Consider the following 25,717-nt stretch of genomic DNA (forward strand, 5'->3'; position numbering starts at 1 on the left):
TTGTTTCCTTGCTAAATATGTGATCTTTGGAGCTTCATCCTTTGCTGGTTCCCTTAAGGAACTAAAGGAAAATGTGAGGTCTATAGAATTATATGTCCCGAAATTGGGAATTTACAATGGTTCGTTACTTGAAAAGAAAGAACTTGAACTTATCTTTGACGAAATGTCAGCATACTGTTTCGCAGGCACTGTTCACGCCCCCTATTCTGCAGCAGATCCTAAGTACCCTGCAGCCCTGCAGGTGGATACTGCAAAAATGGGGGACAGAGAGTTTACTCTCATTGAAGAGTCCATGTCAATTGCAAACAGTATCGGAGCTCATGTAGTGGTGCTCCACCCTGGTAGAGTTGGACCTGATAGAGAAAAATCCTTTTCTTCAATGGTAAATAACCTTAGATTTCTTGCCTCTCTGGCTGAAGACTATGGAGTTATGCTGGGGCTTGAAAATAAGGAAGGGACAGACCCCTCGAACTTTTGCTGTGAAGCAGAAGAACTTTCCCGAACCATTGAATGTGTGAACTCCGACCAGCTTAAGGCTACTTTTGATATCGGGCACGCGAACCTCACCTGTGGGGGAAATTCTGATAAACTCAGGACGTTTGTCCAGACCCTGCAGAAGCATATTATTCACCTTCACCTGCACGACAACAGCGGGCAGTGGACCGAAAAATATGATGGAGACGAGCATATGGCGCCAGGGAAGGGGTGTGTCGATTTTTCGGTCCTCAAATTACTTTCCGACTATAAGGGGGTCTACAATCTGGAAGTCTTCTCTCTGGAGGATGTTCAGCTTGGAAAAAAAATCATTGAGAAAGCTCTAGGTTATCAAAAATGATCAAAATGTGATCAAATATCTTCAAAAGATGTTATCAAACATCTCTTTGGGTGTAACCCTCCACCCTCCACTCCGTCTGCAAATGCTTTTGGAGTTGCTTTCCTGATTATATTCAGAGCTCCGTTGACGTCGGCGTTGATGATTATCCCAGTTGCAGATTTGAATAAACCCCGTTTGATTCGTCTGCCGACATATTTAGCTCTGTGTTCTACAGGTTCGTTATCAAGGAAACTACATTTTGATGTATGGCTCTCTTCTTGAAGAACAACTTCTATGTTGACTTCCTGAGCTTTGTACTGGATCATCTCAATTAACCTGGCCAGGGGAAGCTGAACAAATTTCTGGTTGGTTTTTCGTCCCATGTTGACATCTTGCTTCCAGTTTTCGTTTTTGCCAATTATGATTGATTTGACATTGTTTTTGATAGCGTAATTAACTATTCTACGGCTAAGTTTGTGGAAATAATCCTTTATCATGTTATTTCGTTTGAAGTCGAGTTTTGCTAATTTACTACCCCATTTAATTTTAGCCAGATCGTATATGTGCTGAATCCTGGCTTTTTTCATGTTATAGAACTGATTAATGTTGTTTGCAGTATTACCCTTAACAACAATTGGGTTTGCACCAAAGTTGTTTGCGATAGTTGCAATATTGCGAACACCAAGATCAATTCCTAAAACCCGACTGGAGTTAATTTCATTCTCAGAAACTGTTTTGTCGTACACGATTTCACACGTATACTTATTTGCGTTTGGGATTACCCGTACTTCTCTCAAGTCCACGTCTACAAGTCTGGTTTTCAATTCCAGGTTTACCGCTTTTGGGAATTTGAGTAATCCATCTACGATTTTACATTGCTGGTTTGTGAATACCAGGATATGTTCTCCATCTTTGTGTTTGTATTTGGGTGGTTTAGGTCTGCCTAAAAACAATTCTGGGGACTTTGCGTATACTTTTAATGCTTTGAAGAACGATTTCCAGCTTTTATCCAGTAGTTTAAGTACCTGTTGAGCTGTTTGTGCTGGCAATGTCCGATACTGCTCTGTATTTTTTAGCATTGAGTAAAGCTGTTTATACCAGATACCTTCACCCTTTTCACCAGTTTCCTGGTATAGCTTATCATTTTCAAAGAATCTTTGTCGTATTATGTAGTTGGCAGTATTAAACAAATTTTTAGAGGCGTGAGCTAGACCTGAGATTGTTTCGGATTTAAATTGTATTTGCTCGGTTCTAGTCACTAATGCCACTTTAGTCAATCTCCAGCTTTTATATGAATATATTAATTGATAGTATCAGATGATTATATTAGTTACTATTGTTACCATTTTTCGTCACCATATTCCTGACGCGGTTAAATTCCAAAAAAGAAATTGACGGCCGGGTTCGGTTAAGAACCTCAGCCTTTCTTAATAACTTTTTGTTAATAGAATTCCAGTTCTACTCCTTTCTTTCCAAGAACTTTTTTAAGCTCTTCGTAAGCTGTAAAAAGCTCTTTTTTCTGCCTTCCAACGGTTTCAAGTTTTGGTTCGGCTTTGAGCCAGATATCCCTCTCTTCGCTTCCCCTTGTAACAGTTACGCAGGCAAGCATATCCCCATGTGTCAGTCTGTATACGGAATCAAGCCCTGTTGGAGTAACCCATGCCGGAGAACTGGTTTTCAGCCTTTCCACAAGTTCGTGCCAGCTGAGAGCCCCTGAAGCCCGGAGGTTAAGTTGAAGGTGAGTGCGTTCCCCTGAAACTTTCTCATCAACGTTTTTGAGAAAAGCAATGTATGAGGAGTCTGTCTCATTGATCTCACGTGTCTCGTAGCGGGCAAGCTCTTCGGCTTCCTCTTCGAAAAATGGTGCAAGGTTAACCCTGCTTGAGGGCTTTGTCATAAGGGAGACCCCGAAGAAGGCAATGGCACTCAGGCCCATACCCACAATAACACCGTGACTCATCAGAGCCGGGTGGACTGTTTCAAGGTAGTAAGGCGCCAGAGGTGGGGTCTTTATAAGGTCCAGGGCTACAAGGGTTACCTGAATTGTAAATCCTGTCACCATCCCTGCAAACGCTCCTTCCTTTGTCGCTCTTTTCCAGTACAGGCCTCCCATGAGGGGGAAGAAGTAGGAAGCACTTGCAATAAAGGTTGCAATATGAATTGCATCGATAATATTGGGGATCACAAATGAACCCGCGGTTGCAGCAAGTACAATAATGAGCACGCTGATCCTGTTTACAACCAGCATTTCCTTCATTGTAGCATCAGGTTTTATGTATCTCTGGTAAATGTCCCTTGAGAGACAGGACGCTCCTGAGGTTGCAAAAGTGTCCGCACATGACATCGAAGCTGCTGCAAGCCCGATTGCGCTGAGGGCTATTATCAGGGGAGCTGAGGCGAAACGCTCACTTACAAAGGCAAGAAGTGCAGGTTCTGCCAGAGCCATTCCTGCAGGAAATCCCATTACTGCTATTTCAGGGTAAATGGCGTTGAGGGCTATTGCAATTACAGCACATGCCGCGAAAACTACAGTGATCATAAGGGACCCTATGATCATCCCGAGCCGGGCTGATTTTGCATCCCTTGCAGCCCATACTTTCTGCCAGGGGTCCTGTTCCGTAATCCAGCCAGGGACGATTGCAAACACAAAGATAAGGACCATGGGAATGCCAATTGAAAAGGGGTTCCACCATGTATCCGGTACGTTTCCGAAAAGCTCTGAGCTGCTCATTGCAGGAATATTAAGGCTGCCATCAGTTACTGCTCCTACTGCGGCAAAAGCCATTGCTATTGTGAAGATGGCGAGGAAAGCAAACTGGACGACATCTGTCCAGATTACCGCCGAAAGCCCTCCCAGGGTTACGTAAATGGAGACTGCAATTGCAACAATAGCTGCAGCATAAAGAGGATTAAGGCCATAGAAGACCTGAAGCACCAGGGAGAGCCCTGTAACATCTGCTACCGCAAAAAGAATCATCACTACAGTAATGATCAGGGCAATCGGCCATCGGACAGCACTGCCATAGCGCTGTTCCAGAAGTTCGGGTTGTGTGATTGCAGGCAGGTTCTTGATCTTCCCCACAAGCATCGCAATGATAAGGAGGGCGAGGATGTTCGGGGCAACAAAAGCCCATATAGAACCTATTCCCTGTAGCATGTAAAACCCGATAACCGCAAGAATCCCTCCGGCTGTCAGCCATGAGGCTGCAGCTGAAAATCCAAGGGCGGCTGGTCCAATCCTGCGTCCTGCGAGCCAGAAGTCAGTAACAGATTTCTGTTTTTTATTAAAATACCAGCCAATAGCCACAAGCCCGGCTATGTAGACTGAAAGCAATACTAAGAAGATATTATAACCATCCATAAGGATACACCAAGAAATATTTATTAATGTTTGTGAGTCTATTATTTATCGAAACTATGGGATATTATTGATATTTCTAAAATATATAACCATTTATATATCCCCCTCGTATCGACCTGTATATAAATAAACTTTTACTTTCATTCTAGTATTTATTTACTTCTTTACTACCCAATGAGCTCTTTTTTTCTCACTATACAAGTTAACTTGAATTAAAATGATTTTTATGTTTATATTTATATTTTTTCTACTTCCCACAAATCCCTTCCGGTTCTTTTTTTAGTTTCTTCTCTTTTTGCGGTTTATATGGGTAAAAAAACTTTATTATGCTTTTAATAGCTTTTTTATCTAAATATTACTTCTTTAATGTAAAATAGCAGTTATTTTTCCTTCCAAAGGTTTATATTGTTATATTCAAGAAAACATAACTATGAATGTTAATTCCAGATTTTTTAAGTTAATTTCAGTTCTCTTAATCCTGGTTGTATTTGCCGGTCTAGGCTGTGTTGATAACCAGTCCGAGAATGAAAGTGCCGGAACAATGGAAAACGGGGCTGAAAACCCCTCTGCAGGTACAGGGGAAGTCCTGACGATTTTCCATGCCGGAAGCCTGGGGGTGCCCTTTGAGGAGCTTGAAGCCGAGTTCGAAGCCCAGCATCCGGGGGTCGATGTTCAGCGGGAAGCTGCAGGGAGTGCGCAGAGTGTTAGAAAAATCACCGAACTGGGAAAGCAGGCTGATGTTCTTGCATCTGCAGACTATGTCCTGATTCCGTCCATGATGATGCCGGAATATGCGGACTGGTATGCGGCGTTTGCAAGAAACCAGATCGTAATCGCTTACACGAATGAAAGCATGTACAGCGACGAGATCAACGCAGATAACTGGTATGAGATCCTCAGGCGTCCAGGCGTAACTTACGGCTTTTCCAACCCTAACGACGACCCATGTGGCTACAGGACCCAGATGGTGACCCAGCTCGCAGAGTCCTATTACGCTGACAGTGAGATCTATGATGACCTGATTCTGGATAAAACCGGCATGACCGCTACAGCAGAGGAAAACGGGACAGTTCTTGTCCACGTCCCCGCATCCGAATCCCTTTCCCCTGACACCAGCAAGATTATGCTCAGGAGTATGGAAGTCGAACTTTCCTCTGCTCTTGAAATGGGAGAAATCGACTATTTCTACATCTACAGGAGTGTTGCTGTCCAGCACGGTTTTAAGTTCGTGGAACTCCCGTCTGAAATTGATCTGGGGTCTCTTGAATATGCTGATAATTACTCAAAAGTACAGGTGGAAATGGCAAACGGAGAAGTGGTCACCGGGTCTCCTATCGTATACGGTGTAACAATTCCCAAAAACGCGAAAAACCCGGAGCTTGCCGCAGAATTCGTAAAACTCCTCCTCGATGAGCCCGGTCAGCAGATATTCATCGAGAACGGACAACCTCCGATTATCCCTGCCATTGCTGAAGGAAAAGATTCAATGCCTGAAGAAGTTCAGGCTCTTGTGGAATAAGGATAAACTTCTCCCTGGTCCGGAAAGCTGTTTCAAACACCTCTTGCATAAGGTGAACATCAGAAAGCACGGACTCAGGGAATTACTTAAAAACAAAAACGGCAGTAAAGGGATTAGAATGAAAGCCACAACCCGAAAAATCCGTAGAATTGAGCCTATGATTTTCGTCTTTTCCCTTATATTGCTTGTTCTTTTTCTTTTTATTTTCCTTACTCTTTCAAACATGATCTTCGGGCAATTGTTGGGGGATTTTACGGGCCTGATTAAAGCTGTAGAAAACAGTTCAGTAATGGGTGCGATTTCCCTCTCTTTGTATGCGGGTTTTCTTGCCACTCTTCTCGCTCTGTTTCTCGGAGCTCCGACAGGTTACATTCTTGCAAGGTTCGATTTTCCCGGAAAAAGGCTGGTTGAGAGCATAATTGATGTGCCTGTTGTAGTCCCGCATACGGTTGCAGGAATTGCCCTTCTTACGGTTTTCGGGTCAAGGGGGCTTATTGGCGGACCCCTTGAACCCTATATCCAGTTTCGAGATGCTCTTCCGGGAATTGTGGTTGCAATGCTTTTTGTGTCCATGCCGTATCTGGCAAATTCTGCAAGGGAAGGCTTCAAAAGCGTGGACCCTAAACTTGAAAATGCCGCCCGTTCTCTGGGAGCTCCTCTCTGGAAAGCCTTTTTCTTTGTAACCCTCCCGCTTTCAGCAAGGCATCTCTTAATAGGCGCCGTCATGACCTGGGCAAGGGCTATAAGTGAGTTTGGAGCTGTTGTGATTATCGCCTACTACCCTATGATAGGGCCCACGCTTATCTATGACCGTTATCTCTCTTACGGGCTTTCGGCGTCCAGACCCATAGCTGTACTGCTTATACTGGTCACGCTTTCGATATTTCTTGTGATAAGAGTTATTTCCGCAGGCTGGAGTATTTATGATAGAGATTGAATCCCTTTCCCGGAAATGGAAGAATTTTGCCCTGCACGAGCTTAGCCTTAAAATTGAAGCCGGGGAATATTTTGTGATACTTGGGCCCACAGGCTCCGGAAAAACCCTGCTTCTCGAACTGATCGCGGGTTTTCATGTCCCTGATTCCGGAAGGGTTCTGATTGATGGAAAAGAAGTAACACACCTGCCTCCGGAAAAGCACAACCTTGCTTTTGTTTACCAGAATTATTCGCTTTTTCCTCACATGAACGTGAAACAGAATATCGAGTTCGGGATGAAGATGAAAAAAATAAAAGACCCGAAAAGGGTTCTGGATGCTGCCCGAGACCTGAAAATCGCCCATCTTCTTGACAGAAACCCTCTTACGCTTTCAGGAGGGGAACAACAGAGAGTAGCCCTTGCAAGAGCCCTTGTCACTGACCCTAAAATTCTCCTTCTTGACGAGCCCCTGAGTGCGCTTGATCCCCGTACGCAGGAAAACGCCCGAGAACTGCTTTTGGCGCTCCATAAAAAGACTAATCTGACTGTGCTGCATATTACTCATGACCAGACCGAAGCCCGCATAATGGCTGATAGAATTGCAATCGTAATGGATGGAAAGCTTGTACAGGTTGGGACCCCTGAAGATATTTTTGAAAACCCGGTAGATAGCCAGGTAGCCAGCTTTGTAGGGTTTGAGAATGTGCTGAAAGGCAGGGTTCTCTCTGCTGACCGCGGGCTTCTCCGGATCGAAACCGGGGGGGCAGTGATCGATGCCTCAGGGGATATGGAGGCAGGAGATCAGGTATATGCTTTTCTGAGGCCTGAAAACATAGCTTTAAGTAAAACTTCTACGCAATCCAGCATCAGAAACTCTCTGCAGGGCAAGGTTACGGAAGTCTGGATACTTGGAGCTCTTGTGAGGGTGAAGGTTGATTGTGGGGTTTCTCTGAACGCTCTCATAACACGGCAGTCGGCAGAAGAGATGGATCTCTCTCCGGGTGTTCCGGTTTATGTCCAGTTCAAGGCAAGTTCTGTTCATGTGCTCCGTTAAAAGGGTGAAAGTCTGTGAAAGCGAAAACAAAGCTCTGGTTTACTGAAGATGGAAGAACGGTAATGGGTGCTGGCAGAGCCGAGTTGTTGAAAACAATTGACGAGGAACGATCCCTTCGGAAAGCCTGCCAGAAACTTGGAATCTCGTACAAGCATGCCTGGTTAATGCTTAAAAAAATGAATGAAGCTCTCGGCGAACCTGCGGTAGTTACTGTGCGCGGAGGAAAGGATCAGGGTACCTTTCTGACTGACCTGGGAAGAAAACTGCTGGTTGAATACGATACGAACAAAAAACTGATTAATGAAGCCGTAGAAGATGAAACCTCGTGGGAAAACGTAAGTTTCAAACTTTCAGCCCGAAACAAGCTTCCCGGAAGGGTACTTGAAGTCGAGAAAAGTGGGCTTGTCTCCAAGATCACTATTGAATTGGAACCTTCAATCCTTACCTCTGTAGTTACGGAAGAGGCAGTGGAAAAGCTGGATATAAAGCCCGGGGACCGGATTTATGCGGTCATAAAATCCACTGAGGTAATGGTTGCAAAAGCTGTCAGTGAAAAAGAGTTTACAAACGCCGGTTCGAAAAAGTCCGATCTCTCAGACTGAACATTTCTTTTTTAGATCCTGTATATTTTTGAATTCAAGATCTGTAATAAATAAGGGGTGAGTGGACTCTGGTCCAAAATCCAGTGATTTTTGCATTTTTTGATTGAAACACTGAATTTGCACAAAGAATTCAGACTTCGACTAAACTAAATATTCGACATCTATAGACTTCAATCATGATTCCGTATTCAAAGAATTATAACCAATTTTGAAATCCAGTGATTTTTGATTTTACATTCATCACTGGATTTTGGAACTGAGTCGGTGAGTGCCTGTAAAAATTATATTTACAGACACATTTCTTTCTGGTTGTTCAGTTATACGGTTTTCCCGTGTTTATTCCTGCTTCTGTTTCTTCTTCCTCAGCACAACGAAACATGCTGCAAGTATCATTGCAACACCTGCTCCAATCTCGTATCCCGGAAGCGATTCTTTTGCTTCCAGAACTTCGGTGTTGATCTTGATGGTATCTGAAACCTGGTCGTGCCCGTCCGAATCTTCATAGAGAATCTCACTGCTCAGGGAGTATGGCTTTGGAGTTGCAGTTTCGTCTACATCCATATCAAAAACGGCAACAGCTTCTTCTCCCGGATTCAAAGTCCCAAGGTAAGCCTGGTCGTCAGTCGTACTGAAAGGATCAGCTGCACTGACTCTTACAGTCGCGTCTTTTGCAGGTTCTTCTCCTGTGTTTTTGTATGTGACGTAAAGCATCCCGCTTTTGCCAGGGTAAAGATCACCTGTTACATTTGCGGCTTCAAAGTAAGGTTCTTTTTTGACTTCTACATATATTGTCTGGGTCTGAGTCTTGTTTTCATACCAGATACCTACATCCTTGTTTGTCACAATGCCTGTAGTAGTATCATACTCATCTCCGTCCAGCTGAACATTGTTCTGGTACTGGTATGCAAGTTCAAGGTTAAGGGGATATGTACCTGCAGAAGTTTTTTTATTGATTTCTATGGTGAACTTTGTGGGGCTTGAACTCTGTTTTCCCTGTTTGAGAGTGCCTGCTTGCTGGGCTCCCGATTTGACTTTAATGTTTGGATCATCGGATTTAAGAGTTGCAAGAATGCCTACTGCTGTTGTAACCTGTGCCTCATACTGCATTTCTGTCTGCTGGAGAACCAGATCCACTGACTCTCCAAATTCCACGTCTTTATCAGCCTCAAAGCCGGTGATTTCTCCCTTATTCATCATTTCAATACTGAGGGTAACAGTATCTCCTCTGGAATACTCATTGTCTCCAATGAGTGTTGCATTGATGTCAGGGCTTCCATACACATTATAATAGTTCTCACTGATGTCAAAATTTTTGGGTAAAGCAGCCTGCGCTGGCAGGACTGCAGAGCAGAGGATCAGAAGAGTTGTGACCGTAGCAAATAATCCATTTTTATTCATTTTCATCACCTGATGCTTTTTCATCGGTTGGTGCATTTTCTTCATTCCTGTTTCTTTTCCGGTGTACATTTATGATCTGGTAAAGGGCGATAACGATAATCAGTATAATTGCTATTCCTGTTGTGCTGAATTTTGTCTCTGTGGCTTCAAGAGGTATGTTCACTTTCATGCTTTCAGAAAACGATGTCTCTCCGTCTTCATCAACGTATTTTATTTCACTGTTAATTCCGTAGTTCTTTACAAGGGCTTCCTTGTCTGCCGAAATTTCAAAACTTGCAGTCTTCTCTTCGCCGGGACCTATGTCCCCAAGCCTTACTATGGATTTCTCAGTGCTCAGGGGACTCATGACGATTATCCGGGCTAAAGCGTCTTCTGCTACTTCTTCTCTTGTGTTTTTATAGGTGACATTGATGAGCTTGCTTTCTCCCTGTACAAGGCTTCCGGAGACATTGATTACTTCGAATTTAGGTCCGCTTTTTACGGAAATGGGTATTCTGAGAGTTTCGTTCTTTGTTTCATACACTCTTGCAAATTCCACACCCGTAACCCCGAGATTTATTGCATCCGCAGTTACAGTTTTAACATTTGCCTGATACTGGTAAGTTACAGGCAGGAGGAGCTCATAATCCCCGGCAGGTGTGTCGCTGTTTATTTTAATGGTGTAACTGAGGGTTGATGTGTGCCCCGTTTCAAGTTCTTCTACACTCTGAGGATTAGATGTGGACTCGACTTCGATGTATTTGTTTTCCGATTGGAGGGTAGCCTCGATATCTTTTGCTGTTGTAGCTTCTTCCTCTTCTTCCATCTCTGCCAGTGCAACTGTTTCCTCAGTGGAGTCGTTTATTAGTCTCTGGTTTGCATTCAGCCTCTTAAAACCGTCTATTACTCCGGTGTTTGCGATTTTCACCTTCAGGTCTATTGTTTCTCCTCTCGTTAACTCGGGATCCCCTGTTACTGACGCCTCTATAACTGGCTCTCCGTAACTCTTGTAGTAGTCTACAGTAGAGCCTTGATCCAGAATAATGAAATTCGTTTCATCGTCATCGTTTCCGAGGGCGGGAAGTGCAGTCACTGATACTAATAATAGAATTAACGCAAACGTAGTAACTTTTTTAATCATTTTTTGCCTTAATATTTTTATGGGCACTCGTGTCATATCTCGGCCCCCTGAATTTGTTTTTTTATCTCTATTTCTTTTTCTGTTTTCCTGATTCCTTTTCTCCTATCCCTCCAGGTATCAAGGAATACTATCAGTGGCGGGAAGACCACAAAGGTTGCAAGGAGAGCCAGCACGACATCGATAACCGTAACCATACCGAAGTCGGATATCATGGGGAAAGGAGAAGCTAGTAGGGCCATAAACCCAAATACTGTAGTAGCTCCTGAAGCAACGATTGCACTTCCTATTTTGGAACTGGCCATATGGATTGCTTCCATAGGACTTTGTCCTTTCTCCTTTTCCTCAAAGTAACGTTCCATCATGAGGACCGCATATTCGGACCCCACTCCTAAAATCAAAGCTCCCAGAGTTGCTGTTAGAGGAGTATAGCTGATGTTAAGGGTGCTCATGATTCCTCCTGACCAACCGATAACTATTACCATTGGGATTATAGGGACCAGAGCTTTCACCCAGTCTCTATAAACAATATAAAGTCCTGCGAGCACGAGGACGAGACCCAGGAAAGTCATTGCTACTCTTCCACTGGTAAGAGCAGTAATTACCTCTATAAAGACAACCGAATTTCCGGTAATCGTGGCCGTGACACCCGGAGGAGCTGGCATCCACTGCATATCCTGCTTAACGATGTTTGTAAGTTCTTTAATACCTATTACCTTGATGTCGGAAACCGCATTCCCTATATTGAAGTTCAGGAGAAGCATATTTTTTCCGTACATGTAGCTGTCCTTCTGTGCATCAGGGATTTCTGAATAAATATCCTCTATCTCCTGGCTGGTGTCAGGAATCACTCCATCATTCCGTTCCTTTACAAGAGATACGATACTCGAAGCGCTGTAAATATGGCTACTGGTTGCCACTTCATGTTCGGAAAACTGGTCAATCCATTTCAGGACCTCAGGGCTGGCTGTGTCCTCAACCTTTATTATAAGGTTTAATTCGTCGCTTCCACCCATTATATCCCCCATGTGTTTTAGGTCCACAAGGGAAGGCATATCCTGGGGTACAAATTTTTGAACGTCTGTCTGGATAGGTACGGACTGATCGAGGTAGATACCGCTAACGCAGAGTAAGGCTGCGACTCCCAGCACGATAACATCATATTTGATAGTCAAATCCGTGGTTTTCTGGAGGATCTTTCCGATTAGATGGCCGCTCTCGGTATCTCCCTCTGGCTTTTTCTGTTTTCCCGAATCTGCCGGTTTTATCTTATTTACTACCTTTCTCAAGGGGTTTTTATCTGAATAACTATCAAATATTGAAAGTGTTGCAACACCTACGAATATGGAGGAGAGGTAACACATAACAATCCCTATCATTAGCAGTTTTCCAAAGTCCTGGATCATTGGCACCGTGGATGTAAAAAGGGAGAAAAAGCCAAGGGCTGTCATTGTCAGGGCTATGAGGACTGCAGGACCCGTGTGCTTTATGGTTTCTATAACTGCTCTTGTTTTATTCCCTTTTTCCTGTAGTTCTTCTTCAAGCCTGTTGTGGAACTGGATGGCATAGTCGATCCCTACGCCTATGAGGATCGGGAACGCAGACATTGAAACCATGGACATTGGAATCCCGGCATAACCCATAGCTCCGAAGGTGTAAACAATGCCAAGCAGAACTACTGGCAGAGGAAGAAGACACCAGCGGACATGTCTGAACACGATGAGCAGCACAATAACCATGAAAATAGCTGAAAGCCCTAAAAGTACACCCATACTGGAATTCATCTCATAGTTCATGGAGATCTGGAATGCCGGATCCCCCGTAACGATAATATTGTAAGAAGGTGGAAATTCCGCAAATGGGACCGCATCTTCAGTAGCAGTAAGGATATCTTGCTGAGTTTTGTCATTGGCTGAGCCGGCCATGACTACAGAAATCAGCATATGGGTATTGTCAGGGATAATCTGGCTGAAAATATCAGGATTTCCATCTATGATAGCTTCTATTTCTTCATTGGTTTCGGGAAGTTCATACCTCCCTGTCATCTTGTAGTTGATCGTCTTGATAAGGGAAGCAGGGCTTGTAGTCTCAATCACTCCATCTGTTGCTGCCAGCTGATGTTCTAACCTGTCCACAGCTCTCATCAGGTCAGCATTTCTCACATCGTTGCCTTCTACCATCACAACAATAGACTGTGTTTGAAAAATATTCTTATAAAGGTGATCGTAGTTCTGGTAGAGAGGAGAATCTTTTCCTACAAAGGTCTCCGTTCCTGATTTCATCTCAATTAGCTGTGCTCCCTGAATTGATATGATTATGAACAGGAAAGCTACCAGGAGTACGGAAAAACGGTTCTTCTGAGTAAAAAACCCAAGTTTTTCAAAAGATTTTTTAATATTTGATTCCTCTCATAATTTTTAATATGAAGTGCCATTTAGGAACCTTGATTCACAGCTTCAACCCGCCGTTTTTCCCTTTGGGCCGGAGGTTCCACATTCAAGGTTTGTTATTATTACATTCCTATCCTTTTTATACTGTCTTATTTTTTTTAATTATTGTAGATTTGGTGACGTATTATAGATAGAAAAGATTTAAATCTATTGTTACTTTAGGGGTAACAAATGTTTTCACAACTTAATCCTCAGCTAATTAGCAATCTGGAACGGCTAGGGCTAACTGAAAACGAGGCAAAAGTCTATGTTGGGGTTGTCAGTTTGAGGGAAGCTACAGCCAGGGAAGTCCATGAACTCACTAATGTGCCAAGAGCCAAGATATACGAAGTCTTTAAAGTGCTGTCAAAGAAGGGTTATCTGGAAGTCCGCCAGGGCTCTCCAACCTATTTTCGTGCAGTTGACCCTAAGCAGGTAATAGGCAAGATAAAAGACGAATTCATCAACTGTGCAATCGAGACGCTTGACCAGCTAAATGAATTAAGTTATGAACTTCCTAAAACCTCTCCTGTCTGGTGTATCCAGAGTGAGTGGGGAATAAAAAACAGAATTTTTGAAATCCTGAGCGAAGCAAAGGAAGAACTCATTATTTTCTCATCCAATCCTGAATATCTGCAGGAATTTGAAGCGGCACTACAAAAACTGCAAAAAACGTGCAGGTTAATTTTCATTGTGGACGAGATTGAAAAATTCAAATCGCTGCCTTTTGAGTTTAGAGAAGTTACTCAAGAGTTTAAAGATTTTATCCATGATATTGTAATTGACGGCGCTCAGTACAAAGAAGAACTTTTCATTATTGCTGACGGGAAGGAATCGATTGGGGTCCACAGTGCAGGACATAAAAGAGAAGCAGTAGTCATCAGAATGCCGTTTGTCTGTTATCTTCAGAAGATGATTTATAATAAGGTACTGGAGCCAGGTTTCGTCAAAAAGGACTGATAACCGGTCTCCATGTCCGAATTTTAACGTTGTTCTTAAACTTAAGGAAGCTTATTCTTGAACCCTTTAAAATCATAAGTTTGCCCGGGATTTTAAGGGATCTTTTTCTCTCTAATGAATAGAGTCAACGCTGTCGGATACTATTAATATAATCCGGGAACAATCCTTCTATAAGTTTTTCTCGCAGGCTCAGTTACGGAATCCGCAGGTGTATGATATGAACAGTGTGAAGATTGAGGATGTTACTATTCAGTGGTTGGGAAACTCTGGTTTTTTACTTGAAGGGGACGGCAAAAAGATATATATCGATCCCTATGAACTCAGTGAAGAGCCTGCTTTTGATGATAAAGCAGATATTCTTCTCATTACACATGAGCACTTTGACCACTGCAGCCCTGCAGATATTCGGAAAGTACGGAGGTCTGACACAACCACATTGATCCCTGAGAGCTGTTCCCTTGAGTTCAGAGGTGATGCTCGGAGGGTTGAGGAAGGTGATATCCTGGCTGACGGGCTTGAGATTAAAGGGGTTCGGATTGAGGTAGTTCCAGCCTATAACCTTGATAAACCGTACCATCCCAGGGGGCTTGGAGTGGGGTATATCATAGAACTCGGAGGATTGAGGATCTACCATGCAGGAGACTGTGATTTCTTTCCGGAGATGGAGACTTTCAGTGCCGATATAGCTCTTCTGCCCATCGGGGGGACGTATACCATGGATGAAGAGGAAGCTGCCAGCGCAGCAGCAGTTATCTCCCCAAAGGTTGTAATTCCCATGCACTACGGGAGTTCGGGAGAAATAGAGGGAGATCCCGAAAGGTTTAAAGCCCTTGTACACAGCAAGAATCCAGATATTAACGTGATTATTCTTGATTCCTGATTTCGCTTTTTGAGAGAAGGGCTGAAACGGGACTCTTCTATCATAAAAAGGATCGGTCTATCAATGCCTAAAGTAGCCAGGAAAAAGCAGAAAAACCTTATTCAGAATATAGCAGTCCAGCGTATGTGGCGGCTTTTTGAGCTTGCGAAAGTTGAGTTCCCGGAAAACCCAGAGCACAGCAGGCGTTACGTGCAGCTCATACGAAATCTCTCTATGAGGAACAGGATTAGCATTCCAAGGGAAATTAAAAACAGGATCTGCAAACACTGTTATGCGTTCCTTATGCCTGGACACAATGCTCGTTACAGATTGAAAGGAGGGTTTATTGTCGTATCCTGTGAGCACTGTGGAAAGGAAACGAGGCACCCCTATAAAAGGTTGAAATAATAAGGTTGAACTTATGGTTTTAGGGTGTTTCCTCTTGAATCGGATTCAAGTGAACATCGAAGTTAGAAGTTGTTTCACAATATAAGTTACAAGGAGAATCACGCTTACGATCAGCAGATATGAGGATACATTTTTGTATACTACGTCTTTTTCCGAACCTGCCTTCATCCCCAGGGACCCGGCACAGCCACTACAAGCAGAGTCGCACCCGCATCCCAGCTTGATTTCTTGATAGGGGTTCTGAGCATTTTTATTGATATTAACTGAACTGTTGTTTATGACAGGCAGTATTTTTTTATTGCTTTCGGACATGTATGCAGGTTTTGCATCCAAATGATATAAACGTTCTTTTTATGTCTCAAGAATATCCCGAAAATTTCCCGAATACTAATGAGGCTTTTATCTTCTTTAAGAATCGTATCAAATTCCAGGGTCAGAGCTTAAAGGTTAGATGTTTGCAGGGTCAAAAATACTGAATTTCCCGATAATTCAGATGTTTTTCAGGAAACATACATCTCAGACATATATTACAGAAATCCTCTTCGGGCGCTCTTTCCCTGCTATTAAGATATCTACCGGCGAGTTTCCGCTTTAGAAGGGGTTTCATGCCCTCTCGTCTTTCTTATTGCTAAAGCGATTTGCTTTGCAATAACGGATTTTGGACCCTTATCATCCACGAGCACTCTCCCGCTAACTTCCCACCAGAATTTGGGATAGGCTTTTTCAGGCTCTACTTCAGGGTTCAGGCCCAGTTGCCTGGAAGCTTCTTTAATCTCATTCAGACGCGGCTCCTTTATGGCATTTTTTCGAGCGATTATCCTTCCACTACTTCTGGGTTTAGTCTGGTCAATGTATGCAGGCCAGATTACAAGTTTTCCTTTATCTTTCATCATCATGCTATCTTCGTTCTAAATTGCTGTCATTAAATTTAAAACTGCCCGGAAGCTTCTGAAGTTCCGGAGTTTCTTTTTGTCAATGTAAAGTTTCTTTTTTTCAATGTAAAGTTTCTTTTTTTCAATGTAAAGTTTCTTTTTATCAATGTAAAGGTTCTGGCTTTTCTCCAGATACAATAACCTGTAACTATTTATACTCCCCAAACAATTTCTGCACGGTGTGTTATATGATTCCGGTTTTTTCAATTGATGAACAAGTCAGGGCTTACATCAGGAAAAGCGGGCAGGACTTCAGGCTTTCCACTTCTTCAGAGGGGCCTGTGCTTCTCCCGCTTGGGGAATCTGCTTCCAAACCCTCTGACATGAAAATCCTTATTGGCAGTAATATTCTTTACGTTTCAAAACTTCAGGCAAAATATATCAAAAAAATTGACTGGTCCATGGTAGAAAGGTATCTGAGTTCTTCAGGAGACTCAAAAACCTGAGTTTGAGCTTTGATTGTTATTTTTATTTTTTCTCAATAAATTTTTTCTTTTCTGTTAGCTAAACCGGGGTTATTTTGTGTTTTTCTTCTGACAGGTTATCCGTTTTGTTTATTAAGAAGAGAGAGCATAGGATAAAGGCTGACCTGTTACAGATCCTGCAAGCTTCGCTTTAAATAACGAAAACTGCTGCAGGCTGAAAAGAGATCGCTTCAAGCCCAAGGGAGAATTTTTCCGTGAAACTGATAACAAAAAGTATATTTATACTCCTTGCCCTGCTGGTGGTCTTCATGTCGGGCTGTATCGATCAAAAAAAGGAGATCATTCTGGATGAGCCTGGCAATATCTCTAACTATGAATTTGAAGTTTTTCTAGATGATTGGGATAATAATATTCCAGCAAATACCACCACATATTATATTCTGGAAGACAAAACAGAGGTACAGGTAGTCAGCATTGTCATAAATAGCAGTAAGCTTGAAATTTTCCCGCCTGATTCCCTTGGTGGCAGTTCCAATGAAGGCCCGATTAAAAATTTCGTACTTCTGGCGGAACCTGCAAACGAAACCGTAGCAAGTTCAAAAACTTTTATGAGGTTTTCGAACAGCAGCAACGTTTCGGATCTTAATTATACTCTTACGCAGGAAATTTCCCAGAACATGAAGGTCATACACCTTGAATTTGAAGCTCCTGTTACGGGTTTTGTTGCATACACCCTTGATACACCTGGAACTCAGAGTTTTGCCTTTATGAAACCCGACTCTGAGTTCATCCGTGTAGTTCTTCCGGAGGGTTTTATCACAGGTAACAGAATATTCGGGATAGCAAGGCCTGCACCTTATGATACAAGCTTCGATGAGGATGGAAGGCAGACTCTTCTGTGGATCTCTTCTAAGATGGGAGAACGGGAAGAGGCTATTCAGGTTAAATACTATGCTGAATCCGCACCCATGTATTTCTTCGCTGCAATTGTAGCCTTGCTCTTCGGGGCTGGTATGGTGCTTTCGAGGTATTCCCGGAGCAAAAAAGAACTTGAAAGCGTCCGGAATATTTTCAAACTCGAAAAGGAATATGAGGAGAAAGGACGTCGGAAAAATAAATAATCCGGGACAAATATTCCCCTTCTTTTTTTTGCATCGATTCCTAAAAAATTCCAATTTTTGGACAAACAGTTAGCTATTTATTCAAGTTCGACGTATAATCGTCTTGATGAGGGCGTTGGGAAGTCTCCGGCATAAATTCCGTTATTTCTTTAAATCTGCAACGGAAGGTCTCTCTCCTGTTGTCGGTTCCCTTCTCTCTCTTCTAATAGTTTTTGTGCTCGTAGGTGCAGTTGCCAGCAGCATTAATCTCTCCGGAGGCAGGACAAATTTTCAGCAACCTATGGCAAGAATTGCTCTTGAATCTTGTGAAGGGGGGCTTTGCCATGATGGGTCAACTGAGCCAGTTAAGTTCGAAGAAAATCAGATTGTCCTCATGCACGAGGGAGGAGATTCCCTTCCATTAGACTCTATATCGATAAGGGTTTCCGGATATGGGAATTCCCACAGGCCTGTTTTTGGGCAGGGTTTTCTCACAGGAGATACCTCCGTCTTCTACCTGGATCTGGGATCCGGAGGTAAAAAATCCGACTACTACCCTGAACACAACGGGGACACTCTTGAAGACGGCTTATGGGACGTCGGGGAAAGGCTTGTGCTCTGTGGGCAGGACAGTGCAGAAGGATCCATAGAATCCAGCGTAAAAGTAAGCGTGAATGGCGACGATAATACTTCTGATAACTACGGTTTCAAAGCGGGTTCTGAAATTACCCTGATGGTTATTGACCGTGAAGGCAGGAATGTCATTGCTGAAAGAACAGCTATTGTCAAACTTGCCGAGTGATTAAAAATCTATGGCTTCCTATTTTTCGTGGGTAAATTACCTTGTGAACTACTCCACCTGCGTTCTGATGAAGGCTAGGAAGGGGACTTCACGCTATGTCTCCGCGTTCACAGAGTTAATAATAAAAATTTTCGCTGTTGTCCTTTTTTTGAAGGAAAATTCTTTCTCAATCGACAATTTTATAAAATACCTGTTTATATATTTTGAGCACAATAGTTTTGTCTTCCGTTTTTATAGATATGTTGCGCTTTACATATCTGGAAGCTACAGAGGTCTGGATGGTGGGTATTTTCAGCATCCTGGTCAATTAAGAGGATTTCTATTCCTCAAATTGAGATTCCACCAAACTGAATCCTTCTATAATCAATAAGTTTCTGTTCAGAAGTTACCTATAAATACAGTGTATCCTTCTGCGTTATGTTGAAATTTACATAATGTAATACCTTCCAGTAACACGGTTGTCTGACATTTTTCCTGTCCGCAACTGTATTCAATACCATTATGTTCATAAAAACATAACGCTAAAACCCGTGGTGGTGTATACATTGCATAAAAACTCAGACTTAGAAAACTCCCACATGGAAAAAATTCTAAAGCAGGTAAAGGACCCTGAGTTGCGTTCACAGCTTGAAAAGGTAATCCCCTTTCACGGCTTCCTGACCACCGGGGCATTAATCGGCATCCAGATGCTCAATATTGCAAGAAGGGAGCTCGATGTCCGGGACGGGGAGCGCATATACGTGACCTGCGAAACAAAAAGCTGCATGCCTGACCCCTTTCAGATCCTTGCCGGAGCTACCATCGGAAACAACGGGTTGAAGATCAATAATCTGGGGAAGATGGCTGTTACGGTAAACAAACAGGCACCTGAAGGAGCGCACGGCATAAAAGGTGTCCGAATCATTCTCGACACTGAGAAGACAAAGGACTATCCTAAACTCCACGCTTGGTTCCTGAATACTGAAAAGCTTCCCCATGAAGAGGTTGTGCCCATCCTTCTGGCTGCAGGAGAAAAGGTGTATTCCTGGAAACCTGTGAACCTGGAAATTCCGGTTCGGAAGAAAAAGCGGATACAGTGCTGTAAAAATTGCGGTGAAATGTTCATTCAACATGATAATGAGCTGCTGTGCGGCGGATGCACAGAATAACGCTGAGAGGTAAGCAAAATGCAAAATGATATACGATTGTCTGTCTTTTCCGAAAAAAAAGATAGACAGCTGGTCTATAAGCCTGAAAAATGCATTGGCTGCGGAACCTGTGTACAGGCATGCCCTAAGGGTACCCTGGCTATAGGAGCCGTGGGAGCCATAGCAAGAGGGCTACTGGATGCGGATTTCCTGGAAATGAAGGAGAGTGAAGAATGCATTGTCTGTGGAATTTGTGCGAGAGTCTGCCCCACAGGTGCTCTTGAGTTGAGGCAGGAAGGAAAAACCCTCAATGACAACTCCTATCTCTCCGGAGCCATGAAACCAACTTCCGTAAATGATAACTGCGTCCACTGCGGGCTTTGTGAAGATGTCTGTCCCAGAGGCTGTATTGAGGTAACCCGCGAGATTTCAGAGGACGGAAGCCTGAAGCTGGTTGGAAAGACCCTCATTGATACAGAGTGCTGTGTACACTGTGGCTGGTGTGCTGCAGTCTGTCCAGTAAACGCGATTTCTGTGGAAAAGCCCTTTGAAGGACGCTGGACCCGGGACGAGAATGTTTGCCAGACCTGTCATACCTGTGTTGACGTCTGTCCTGCAAACGCCATTTTCAATAAAAAGGCTAAACCCGGAGAAAGAGTCGAAAAGATTAGTCACCGTCCGGATGCCTGTATTTACTGTGGGGCATGTGCTGTTGCCTGTCCCGTAGATGCCATTGATGTCAGGAAGACTGCAATTCTTCCGGAAATGGAGAAAAAGGGTCCCCTCGAGAAAAAACTGCTTGAAATTCCTGCCCCTGAAGCCCTGCTTCGCACCCGCCTGGAAACGGATGAAGCCGCTTGCCTGGGTTGCGGGAACTGTGTGATCGTCTGCCCGGTAAACGCTCTCGATAACCGTGAACTTGCTGCAGGGTACCTGTACAACATGGACGAAAAAGCTCTCCTCGGGGTTAAGAACGGAAAAATTTCGGTTGTAAACCAGGAACGCTGTGGAGGAGATGGGACCTGTGCCCTTATCTGCCCTGTTAATGCGATCTGGCTTGTAAAAAAAGAGGTGGAATGAATGGCAGGAACAATCGCAATCAAGAACGGGTACGTCTTTGACCCCCTGAACGAAATAAAAGGGGAGAGAATGGATGTTTTCATCAGGGACGGAAAAGTTGTAAAAGAGCTTTCTGCAGCCGAACTGAAAAACGCAAAGGTTATTGATGCCTCAGGTATGACAGTCATGCCCGGAGGAGTTGACTCCCATTCTCACGTTGCAGGTGCAAAGGTTAACGCCGGCAGGCTAATGCGGCCGGAAGACCACTATAAAGCAACTCTCAAGAAGACTTCTCTAACCCATTCCGGTTCAGGATACACTGTCCCCTCAGTCTACAAACAGGGATATGATTACGCAGCAATGGGCTACACAACGGTCTTTGAAGCGGCAATTCCCCCTATTGAAGCCCGCCACACCCACGAGGAGATGAAGGCAACTCCCCTTCTTGACATGGGCGGGTACCTGGTGCTCGGGAACAACTTTTTCTTAATGCGTTATCTCCGGGACGGAGACATAGAAAAGGCTGCAGCATATGTGGCCTGGATGATGAAAACTCACAAGACCTACGGGATCAAATGCGTCAACCCTGCAGGAGTCGAAAACTGGGGCTGGGGTAAAAACGTAAGCTCGCTTGATGAGGCTAACATCCATTTCGAAATTACTCCTCGAGAGGTCATAAAAGGGCTTACCGAGATCAACGAACGGCTTGGCATGCCAATGCCTGTCCACCTGCATGCAAACAACCTGGGCCATCCGGGCTGCTATGCACTTACCAAAGATTCCCTGAAAATCCCTGACGGGGTAAAGACCAGGCAGAACATGGATGTTGAATGGGCTGAAACCAAAATGGACCCTTCAAGGGACCGTTCCGTATACCTCACCCATCTGATGTTCAACAGTTTTGCAGGCACAACCTGGGGAGACTGCGAATCCGGCGTAAAAGATATTGCAGACTACATCAATAACAAAGACCATGTGGTAATCGATAGTGGGTGCACTCCTTTCGGAGAAGCAACAGTTATGACCGGAGACGGACCTGCTATTCACGACCTCTACACACTTACAGGAAACAAGTGGTCGAATACAGATGTTGAGATGGAATGCGGCTCAGGTGTCATTCCCTTTACCTATCTCAAGTCCAACCCCGTACACAGTTTGCAGTGGGCAATGGGACTTGAATGTCTCCTGCTTATCAACGACCCCTGGAAAACGATAATGACCACGGACAGTCCTAACGGTGGGCCGTTTACGAAATATCCTGAGGTTATGACCTGGCTCATGTCCGAGGCTTTCAGGAAGCAGACCTTCAGTGAATGCCACAAATGGGCAAATGACAGGAGCGAACTCGGAGGCGTAAACCGGGAACTTTCCCTCTATGACCTTGCGATTCTGACCCGAGCCAACCCTGCTAAGACAATTGGCATGGTCCACAGAAAAGGCTCTCTTGGCGTGGGCGCAGACGGGGATGTTACAGTCTACAACATAAACCCGCAGCAGCTTGACCCGAACAACTACGAGGCTCTCCTCAGGACCTTCAGGAAGGCAGAATACACCGTGAAGGGAGGAGAAATCGTGGCTGTTAAAGGAGAGATCGTCTCCGTTCCTGAAAAACGGACTTATTATTCCGAAGTGCATGTAGAAGACGAGCGGGAAAAGGAGATGCTGGCCGACGTTAAGGAATGGTTCAGGTATTACACTCTGGGTTTTGCCAACTATCCGACTTCAGAGAAGTATCTGGAAAATCCGACTCCCATAAAGGTTAACGGTGAGAGGTGAAGTGATGTCAGAAGTAATTCTTATTCTTAAGAGAGAGATCGACATTAAACTGGAGGCAGATGCCATAACTCCTGACTCCTTTGCAGGCAAAAATGCTGAAGAAATCGGAAACCTGCTTATCTGGCAAGGGCCAAAGACCTATCCTCTTTCCGATTTTTTCGAAGTGAAAGGCAATGGAGGCAGTTCCGCAGCTGAGACTCTGATCCGCATAAAAGGCGACGTAACGAGGGTCAAAAGGATTGGAGAAGGCATGAGTGCAGGAAATATTGAAATTGAGGGTTCCACAGGTATGCATGTAGGGTCCGGGATGAAAGGAGGCGAGATCCTTGTATCCGGAGATGCGGATTCCTGGGCAGGCATGGAAATGCTTGGCGGGCTCCTGCACATTAAAGGCAACGCCGGAGACCACGTGGGCTGTGCTTACAGAGGCAAGTGGCACGGCATGAAAGGCGGGCGTATCGTGATCGAAGGCTCGGCGCGGCACCAGCTCGGAGGCGGCATGGACGGTGGGGAAATTCTAGTGGAAGGCAATGTTGAAGGCTTCTGCGGGATCCGCCAGAACGGAGGGCTCATCGTTGTGAAAGGCAGAGCTCTTCGCTGCGTTGGCGCTGAAATGGCAGCCGGTACCATAGTTGTCGGGGGAGTAATTGAACGCTTCACTCCGGGTTTCGAATATACAGGTATGGTAGATGGCTTCACCCAGGGTGGGGTTGAGTTATCTGGAAAATTCAAGAAGTTCACCGGGGACTATGCAATCAGCAAGCGGGCAAAAGGAGTGCTCTACGCGGCTGCAGATGCAAATCCGGAACTCTGAGGTGAGAGGTATGGAAGTATTACTCATTACCGGAAGTACGATTGATGAAGGCAGGCTTGCCAAAGGCGGGGACAAGTTAACAGATGATTATATCACGGAATGTGCATCTTGCTGGCTTTCCCCGGTTGATTTCGTGTCACTCTGCTCCCCCGAAAAAGTGAAGGTTACAAGCCGGGACGGGAGGCATTCTGTTGCGGTCTATACGAAATGTACGGATTCAGTCTGTACAGGGCATGTGTTCATGCCAAGAGCTATCTGGTCCAATGTTATCATCGACCCTGATACCCTTTCTACGGGATCTCCCCTCTACAAAGGTGCCCCCGTGCAGGTTGAGCCCACAGAAGAAGAGGTCCTGAGCGCTGAAGATATAGTGCTGAAAGTTTATGTCGGAGGGCAGTGAGTATGATTTACAAAAACATAATCTGTCCGGTCTGCGGGGCAGCCTGCGACGATATCCAGGTTGAATTCGGAGACGGAAAGATTGAAGCTAAAAATGCATGTAAGATGGGAAACGCCAAGTTCCAGGAAGTTGTAAGTTCCCACAGGCTCAGGCAGCCCCTTATAAAGGGAGAAGGAAAACTGACCCCTGCCGCCTGGGATGAAGCTCTTGAAAAAGCTGCCGATATCCTTGTTTCGGCAAAGCGTCCCCTTCTCTTTATGGGCAGTGAGACCTCCTGTGAAGCGCATGAAGTCGGGCTTAAAATCGGAGAATACCTGGGTGCTATTGTTGACTCCAATGCAACAATCTGCCATGGGCCAACAGCCATGGGAATCCAGGAAGCCGGAAAAGTCGGCGCAACCGAAGGGCAGAAGAAAAACAGGGGCGACCTTATAATCTACTGGGGAACAAACCCTCTTGAATCCATGCCGCGGCAGATGTCCAGGTACGGGGTCTTCCCGAGGGGTTACTGGACCAAACGCGGGCGTTTCGACAGGACAATCATCACCGTAGATCCAAGAAAAACTCCAACAACAGAAGCTTCCGATCTGCACGTGCAGCTCAAACCCAACTCAGATTATGAACTGATAAGTGCGCTCCTGACCCTCCTGCACGGAAAAACTCCTCACCCGTCAGTGGAAGAGGTCACAGGGGTCCCCATTGCAGTGATGGAAGACATGCTCGATATGATGAAGAACTGCAACTTCGGGGCTATCTCAGTGGGGCTCGGCCTTTCTTCGTCCATCGGAAAGCACAGGAACGCCGAAATTGCCATGAATCTGGTAAAGGAGCTGAACAATTACTCAAAGTTCACCCTGGGCGCACTCCGCGGCCACTGCAACGTGGCAGGTTTTAACCAGGTCGCCTCCTACATGTACGGCTACCCCTTCGGGCTTGACTTCACACGTGGGTATCCGCGTTACAACCCCGGGGAGTTCACAACTGTGGACTTGCTGCGGGAAAAGGACGTTGATGCAGCTCTTGTAATGTGTGCTGACCTTGTCTGCCACATCCCTGCAGATTGCGCCTCTTATCTTGCCGAAATCCCTATGGTCTGCCTGGACATCGCTCCCTGCCCGACCACAGTTGCCTCGGATGTTGTACTCCCAGGAGTCATCGACGCCATGGAATGCGATGGGACTTTCTATAGGCTAGACGATGTGCCTGTGCACTTTGAGCCCTTCACAAGCTCTCCTTTTGAGTTCACCCAGAGCAACGAAGATACCTTAAAACAGCTCTTTGCAAAGATTAAAGCAAGGAAGTAAATTAGTTACTTATTTCTTCTCTGCGTTTAAGCGGTAGAGATAAACACTATCAGAAGGAGGAGGGCAAATTGCCCTTCTAATTTTCTTATTGAAATATTTATAAATTTTTTCAGGATCCCTTTTTTCAGGATCCCTAATCCTTTTTTTAGAATAATGGCTTTGAAATCCTTTTTTTATTCGGACTCTACAACCTGTGGTTCGATGTCCGTCTGAACAGCCGTTTTATTCCGATATATTATTGCATGATATTTGTATTCATAATACATTGACTGCACGCAAATCATTTCAAAACCATTTTTATTTGCAATTTTTCTAATTGTATTGGGATTATGGGAATATCCAAGAATATCTCTGGGCCGATTTTTCAAGCTTGATGATATTGTATTTCTAACCCCACAAAATGCTTTACATAATAATTTCCAGCAACTTTTGTCCTGTGAAAAAAGCCCTATTTTCCATAACGGATATAAGCGAGGGTCCAGCATGTCAAACAACACTATTTTTCCCCCTTCATTAAGATATTTTGATGCATTAAAGATAA

At 44.5% G+C, this 25,717-nt stretch carries 24 protein-coding genes and 1 pseudogene; 17 read left to right on the forward strand and 8 right to left on the reverse strand.

Features of this window, described 5'->3' with window-relative positions:
- Positions 1-19 precede the first annotated feature (19 nt).
- Positions 20-835: a sugar phosphate isomerase/epimerase family protein gene (locus PHF18_RS03445; RefSeq protein WP_300098322.1), complete on the forward strand. Its 816-nt coding sequence runs from the start codon at positions 20-22 to the stop codon at positions 833-835.
- Between the two features lie 11 nt (positions 836-846).
- Here PHF18_RS03445 and PHF18_RS03450 read toward each other — a convergent pair whose 3' ends face one another.
- Complete coding sequence (locus tag PHF18_RS03450; RefSeq protein WP_300098325.1) at positions 847-2,082, reverse strand: transposase; 1,236 nt, start codon at positions 2,080-2,082, stop codon at positions 847-849.
- Between the two features lie 173 nt (positions 2,083-2,255).
- Positions 2,256-4,175, reverse strand: coding sequence for a sodium:solute symporter (locus tag PHF18_RS03455; protein WP_300098327.1), 1,920 nt, complete (start codon positions 4,173-4,175; stop codon positions 2,256-2,258).
- Between the two features lie 430 nt (positions 4,176-4,605).
- Between PHF18_RS03455 and wtpA the strand changes: the two genes are divergently transcribed.
- Genes wtpA through PHF18_RS03475 form a run of 4 tightly spaced genes read left to right on the forward strand, consistent with a single transcriptional unit; the run spans position 4,606 to position 8,266 of the window.
- Positions 4,606-5,694 carry a tungstate ABC transporter substrate-binding protein WtpA gene (wtpA, locus tag PHF18_RS03460; RefSeq protein ID WP_300098328.1) on the forward strand — a complete coding sequence of 363 codons (1,089 nt, stop codon included), beginning with the start codon at positions 4,606-4,608 and terminating at the stop codon, positions 5,692-5,694.
- A gap of 52 nt (positions 5,695-5,746) precedes the next feature.
- Positions 5,747-6,631, forward strand: a complete 885-nt coding sequence (locus PHF18_RS03465) for an ABC transporter permease (protein WP_300098330.1) — start codon at positions 5,747-5,749, stop codon at positions 6,629-6,631.
- Complete coding sequence (locus PHF18_RS03470) at positions 6,618-7,664, forward strand: ATP-binding cassette domain-containing protein (RefSeq protein ID WP_300098333.1); 1,047 nt, start codon at positions 6,618-6,620, stop codon at positions 7,662-7,664. Before PHF18_RS03465 ends, PHF18_RS03470 begins: the two co-directional genes overlap by 14 nt.
- 14 nt (positions 7,665-7,678) lie before the next feature.
- Entirely contained in the window at positions 7,679-8,266 is a 588-nt protein-coding gene (locus PHF18_RS03475; RefSeq protein WP_300098336.1) for a TOBE domain-containing protein, read from the forward strand.
- 336 nt (positions 8,267-8,602) lie between these two features.
- On the opposite strand, the gene PHF18_RS03480 is transcribed toward PHF18_RS03475, so the two are convergent.
- From PHF18_RS03480 to PHF18_RS03490, 3 genes are all read right to left on the reverse strand, one after another.
- The gene (locus tag PHF18_RS03480; protein ID WP_300098339.1) at positions 8,603-9,664 is read right to left on the reverse strand and encodes a hypothetical protein; all 1,062 of its coding nucleotides are present in this window, start codon (positions 9,662-9,664) and stop codon (positions 8,603-8,605) included.
- Positions 9,657-10,736, reverse strand: a complete 1,080-nt coding sequence (locus PHF18_RS03485; protein WP_300098342.1) for a hypothetical protein — start codon at positions 10,734-10,736, stop codon at positions 9,657-9,659. The genes PHF18_RS03480 and PHF18_RS03485 overlap by 8 nt, the downstream gene beginning before the upstream one ends.
- Before the next feature lie 80 nt (positions 10,737-10,816).
- Positions 10,817-13,177 (reverse strand): RND family transporter, encoded by a 2,361-nt coding sequence (locus tag PHF18_RS03490; protein WP_300098409.1) that lies wholly within the window; start codon positions 13,175-13,177, stop codon positions 10,817-10,819.
- 225 nt (positions 13,178-13,402) lie between these two features.
- Between PHF18_RS03490 and PHF18_RS03495 the strand changes: the two genes are divergently transcribed.
- The 3 genes from PHF18_RS03495 to PHF18_RS03505 all read left to right on the forward strand — a co-directional run bounded on the left by PHF18_RS03495 (position 13,403) and on the right by PHF18_RS03505 (position 15,437).
- The gene (locus tag PHF18_RS03495) at positions 13,403-14,170 is read left to right on the forward strand and encodes a TrmB family transcriptional regulator (RefSeq protein WP_300098345.1); all 768 of its coding nucleotides are present in this window, start codon (positions 13,403-13,405) and stop codon (positions 14,168-14,170) included.
- Between the two features lie 217 nt (positions 14,171-14,387).
- Positions 14,388-15,050 carry an MBL fold metallo-hydrolase gene (locus PHF18_RS03500; RefSeq protein WP_300098348.1) on the forward strand — a complete coding sequence of 221 codons (663 nt, stop codon included), beginning with the start codon at positions 14,388-14,390 and terminating at the stop codon, positions 15,048-15,050.
- Between the two features lie 63 nt (positions 15,051-15,113).
- A complete protein-coding gene (locus PHF18_RS03505) occupies positions 15,114-15,437 on the forward strand; it encodes a ribonuclease P protein component 4 (protein ID WP_300098351.1) in 324 nt (107 codons plus the stop codon).
- Positions 15,438-15,482: 45 nt separating this feature from the next.
- Here the strand turns inward: PHF18_RS03505 and PHF18_RS03510 are convergent, their stop codons facing one another.
- Both PHF18_RS03510 and PHF18_RS03515 read right to left on the reverse strand, forming a co-directional pair.
- Positions 15,483-15,749 carry a hypothetical protein gene (locus PHF18_RS03510; RefSeq protein WP_300098354.1) on the reverse strand — a complete coding sequence of 89 codons (267 nt, stop codon included), beginning with the start codon at positions 15,747-15,749 and terminating at the stop codon, positions 15,483-15,485.
- A 260-nt stretch (positions 15,750-16,009) separates the two neighbouring features.
- The gene (locus PHF18_RS03515; RefSeq protein WP_300098412.1) at positions 16,010-16,327 is read right to left on the reverse strand and encodes a signal recognition particle protein Srp19; all 318 of its coding nucleotides are present in this window, start codon (positions 16,325-16,327) and stop codon (positions 16,010-16,012) included.
- Positions 16,328-16,557: 230 nt separating this feature from the next.
- Between PHF18_RS03515 and PHF18_RS03520 the strand changes: the two genes are divergently transcribed.
- The 9 genes from PHF18_RS03520 (at position 16,558) to PHF18_RS03560 (ending at position 25,176) form a co-directional block, all read left to right on the forward strand.
- Positions 16,558-16,815, forward strand: a complete 258-nt coding sequence (locus PHF18_RS03520) for a hypothetical protein (protein WP_300098357.1) — start codon at positions 16,558-16,560, stop codon at positions 16,813-16,815.
- 233 nt (positions 16,816-17,048) lie between these two features.
- Complete coding sequence (locus tag PHF18_RS03525) at positions 17,049-17,915, forward strand: DUF5803 family protein (protein WP_300098360.1); 867 nt, start codon at positions 17,049-17,051, stop codon at positions 17,913-17,915.
- A 106-nt stretch (positions 17,916-18,021) separates the two neighbouring features.
- Positions 18,022-18,696 carry a type IV pilin N-terminal domain-containing protein gene (locus PHF18_RS03530; protein WP_300098363.1) on the forward strand — a complete coding sequence of 225 codons (675 nt, stop codon included), beginning with the start codon at positions 18,022-18,024 and terminating at the stop codon, positions 18,694-18,696.
- Positions 18,697-19,232: 536 nt separating this feature from the next.
- A complete protein-coding gene (locus PHF18_RS03535) occupies positions 19,233-19,844 on the forward strand; it encodes an FmdE family protein (protein WP_300098415.1) in 612 nt (203 codons plus the stop codon).
- A gap of 18 nt (positions 19,845-19,862) precedes the next feature.
- On the forward strand, positions 19,863-20,903 hold the full coding sequence (locus PHF18_RS03540; RefSeq protein WP_300098366.1) for a 4Fe-4S binding protein: 1,041 nt from the start codon (positions 19,863-19,865) through the stop codon (positions 20,901-20,903).
- Positions 20,904-22,658 (forward strand): formylmethanofuran dehydrogenase subunit A, encoded by a 1,755-nt coding sequence (locus PHF18_RS03545; protein WP_300098369.1) that lies wholly within the window; start codon positions 20,904-20,906, stop codon positions 22,656-22,658. It abuts the gene before it with no gap.
- Between the two features lie 4 nt (positions 22,659-22,662).
- Positions 22,663-23,472, forward strand: coding sequence for a formylmethanofuran dehydrogenase subunit C (locus PHF18_RS03550; protein ID WP_300098374.1), 810 nt, complete (start codon positions 22,663-22,665; stop codon positions 23,470-23,472).
- Positions 23,473-23,482: 10 nt separating this feature from the next.
- Positions 23,483-23,872 carry a molybdopterin dinucleotide binding domain-containing protein gene (locus tag PHF18_RS03555; RefSeq protein ID WP_300098377.1) on the forward strand — a complete coding sequence of 130 codons (390 nt, stop codon included), beginning with the start codon at positions 23,483-23,485 and terminating at the stop codon, positions 23,870-23,872.
- 2 nt (positions 23,873-23,874) lie between these two features.
- Complete coding sequence (locus tag PHF18_RS03560; RefSeq protein WP_300098380.1) at positions 23,875-25,176, forward strand: formylmethanofuran dehydrogenase subunit B; 1,302 nt, start codon at positions 23,875-23,877, stop codon at positions 25,174-25,176.
- Between the two features lie 173 nt (positions 25,177-25,349).
- Here PHF18_RS03560 and PHF18_RS03565 read toward each other — a convergent pair.
- Positions 25,350-25,717: pseudogene (locus tag PHF18_RS03565) on the reverse strand (hypothetical protein); the annotation flags it as partial.

It is taken from the genome of Methanosarcina sp., assembly GCF_028693135.1.
Classification (GTDB): Archaea; Halobacteriota; Methanosarcinia; order Methanosarcinales; family Methanosarcinaceae; genus Methanosarcina.

Bases quoted from the DNA above. Each gene is read 5' to 3' on its own strand.
- PHF18_RS03505 (WP_300098351.1), top strand. From the start codon at position 15,114: ATGCCTAAAGTAGCCAGGAAAAAGCAGAAAAACCTTATTCAGAATATA.
- PHF18_RS03495 (WP_300098345.1), top strand. From the start codon at position 13,403: ATGTTTTCACAACTTAATCCTCAGCTAATTAGCAATCTGGAACGGCTA.
- PHF18_RS03520 (WP_300098357.1), top strand. From the start codon at position 16,558: ATGATTCCGGTTTTTTCAATTGATGAACAAGTCAGGGCTTACATCAGG.
- PHF18_RS03550 (WP_300098374.1), top strand. From the start codon at position 22,663: ATGTCAGAAGTAATTCTTATTCTTAAGAGAGAGATCGACATTAAACTG.
- PHF18_RS03500 (WP_300098348.1), top strand. From the start codon at position 14,388: ATGAACAGTGTGAAGATTGAGGATGTTACTATTCAGTGGTTGGGAAAC.
- PHF18_RS03515 (WP_300098412.1), bottom strand. From the start codon at position 16,327: ATGAAAGATAAAGGAAAACTTGTAATCTGGCCTGCATACATTGACCAG.
- PHF18_RS03545 (WP_300098369.1), top strand. From the start codon at position 20,904: ATGGCAGGAACAATCGCAATCAAGAACGGGTACGTCTTTGACCCCCTG.
- PHF18_RS03555 (WP_300098377.1), top strand. From the start codon at position 23,483: ATGGAAGTATTACTCATTACCGGAAGTACGATTGATGAAGGCAGGCTT.
- PHF18_RS03530 (WP_300098363.1), top strand. From the start codon at position 18,022: ATGAGGGCGTTGGGAAGTCTCCGGCATAAATTCCGTTATTTCTTTAAA.
- PHF18_RS03540 (WP_300098366.1), top strand. From the start codon at position 19,863: ATGCAAAATGATATACGATTGTCTGTCTTTTCCGAAAAAAAAGATAGA.
- PHF18_RS03455 (WP_300098327.1), bottom strand. From the start codon at position 4,175: ATGGATGGTTATAATATCTTCTTAGTATTGCTTTCAGTCTACATAGCC.
- PHF18_RS03560 (WP_300098380.1), top strand. From the start codon at position 23,875: ATGATTTACAAAAACATAATCTGTCCGGTCTGCGGGGCAGCCTGCGAC.
- PHF18_RS03470 (WP_300098333.1), top strand. From the start codon at position 6,618: ATGATAGAGATTGAATCCCTTTCCCGGAAATGGAAGAATTTTGCCCTG.
- PHF18_RS03480 (WP_300098339.1), bottom strand. From the start codon at position 9,664: ATGAATAAAAATGGATTATTTGCTACGGTCACAACTCTTCTGATCCTC.
- wtpA (WP_300098328.1), top strand. From the start codon at position 4,606: ATGAATGTTAATTCCAGATTTTTTAAGTTAATTTCAGTTCTCTTAATC.
- PHF18_RS03510 (WP_300098354.1), bottom strand. From the start codon at position 15,749: ATGTCCGAAAGCAATAAAAAAATACTGCCTGTCATAAACAACAGTTCA.